The organism is Pseudomonas sp. NPDC087614 (assembly GCF_044743485.1).
GTDB classification, from domain to species: Bacteria; Pseudomonadota; Gammaproteobacteria; order Pseudomonadales; family Pseudomonadaceae; genus Aquipseudomonas; species Aquipseudomonas baetica_A.
Map to the genome: position 1 here is coordinate 1 of NZ_JBIUWN010000176.1, position 1,960 is coordinate 1,960.

The 1,960-nt window shown below is 54.7% G+C and carries 1 protein-coding gene; it reads right to left on the reverse strand.

The window, feature by feature from the left end:
• Positions 1-256: 256 nt before the first annotated feature.
• On the reverse strand, positions 257-1,960 hold a 1,704-nt coding region (locus ACIOWA_RS27885; protein ID WP_401162921.1), incomplete at its 5' end, for an RHS repeat domain-containing protein.

The window sequence follows — 1,960 nt, forward strand, 5'->3', positions numbered from 1 at the left end:
CGCGGGTCGATGTCGGGCTGGTCCGGATGTCGGCAATAGCCGACGCGGCGGATCACCTGCGAGCGAGAGTCCATGACCGACAGCGTCGGCGTGGCAGTGTCGTGGTGAACAATCATGGTCGGCGGCGTCCGTCATACACATGGGTGAAGACTGAACGCTTTTGACTCGCGCCGATACTGTAAGAACTAACAGGTGCAGTTTCAGCCATGCAGACCGGGCCGTCGTATTTCTTGCCGCCAGTGAATGATCGCGCCCCTCAATTCCAGGCAAAAAGGGATCTGAAAAACGAAGGCTTATGGTTTCTCACGCTCGGGGGTGCGCGCCGCACCTCGCCCTCGAGACTTTTAGCTGGCGCAGGTTTTTCCGCAGGTTTGGCGTACTGTGCGTTGAACTCTTGGGTACGAACCTGCTGAGCCGTCAGGCCAGTCGCTTCCATTTTGAAAATAATATTCATTGCTTCGTCATGCCCCCAGCGTTGCTTGGCGACATCCCAGATTCCTTGTTCTTTCAAATACCCGATCAGGCCTTGGACGTTATTTTTAAAACTATTCACAAGATCCGAATAGGCCTCAGGAGAGTCAACGGCATCCAGTCGAATCGTTGAGTCAAAAAACGAACTTTCAGGAACCGCGGCATAACTGATCGATTGCTGCTGCGGTGCTATTTCACGAATCATCGGCTCGATATCAATGCTGGATTCTGGCTTGTAGTGCCCGGAATGATTGCTGATGATTAATCTCGTGGGGTCCGTTTCATCACTTCGCAACACGCCGGCGAAAACTGGCAATCCCATCCCGGGCTGCATGCCCATATGCTGAAAGTACATATTGGCAAAGAGACGAAGTTTGTTGTCTTGATCACGGAACATGGTGATCGCTTGACCGGACGAAGACAGGCTCCATTGTGAGGACTCACCCTGGTAAACCTCCATCCCTCGCCCGTAAACCGATCCCGTGCTTTGGAAAGCGCTTTTCTCCTGATTCCAGATCAGTTCCTCGAACCATCCTGTTCCAATACCTTTGGCCATGGGGTTGACGACATCGCTGATCAAAATATCCACAGGAATCTTTATTGTGCCCTGCCAATCGTAGAAGTTGAGCGGGCGGTTTCCGACCATTTGGTATTGATTCAAACCATCGACGTTCCCCAATGGATCCGGGCCGGCCCACCGCTGCAACCACGGTGCGTAGTACCGATATCCATAGAAGTAAAGTCCTGTCGCATCAAGCTCCTTGCCCGAATACCGGATGGTTTTGTGCTTCGCCACCAACGCACTTTTACCCGCCCAGCAGGCCGTTCCACCGAAAGGGTAATAGTGCTCCTGACTCAACAGTCCTGCGCTGTCATCCAATTCCAGCGTGCTGGAACCCAGATGATCGCCAAGGCAGTAACGCAGTTGATCGCGTTCAGCGCCATCGGGCCAATGCAGCATTCGCACTTGATTACGCCCGGCATCGACACTGATCACATGCCGTTCTTTTGCGTTCGTTTCGCGATGAATCTCAATGCCCGGCAGATAACGCACCTCTGATATCAGGGTTTGCCCGGATGCTTGACTGAAGTACGTTTTACGCAATCGATGACCGGGGCGGTCATAGACATACCATTCGTAGTCGTCAGCTTCGCCCTCGCGTTTGACCAACGTCACCCGCACCAACTGATTACGCACATCCCAGTCCATGGCCAACCCGCGCCGTAACGCCAACGGGTTCCCCGCCATATCAAATCCGACGGTGATCTGCGGCTCTCCCGGTAACGAGCCGTCGTCAAGTTGGCCCAGGCTCCGATTGCTGTGCGCGGAGGTGAACATCGAAAACCCCGGCGCACCACTGTGGTGCCGGGTGATCAGGTTGCCCGCCGTGTCGTAGTCGAATGTCTGGGTGTAGTTGCGCCGTTGATTAGGGTCCAGCGGTGTGGGCAGCAGATCCGGTAACGCCGGGCCATGGCTCGGCTGACTGAC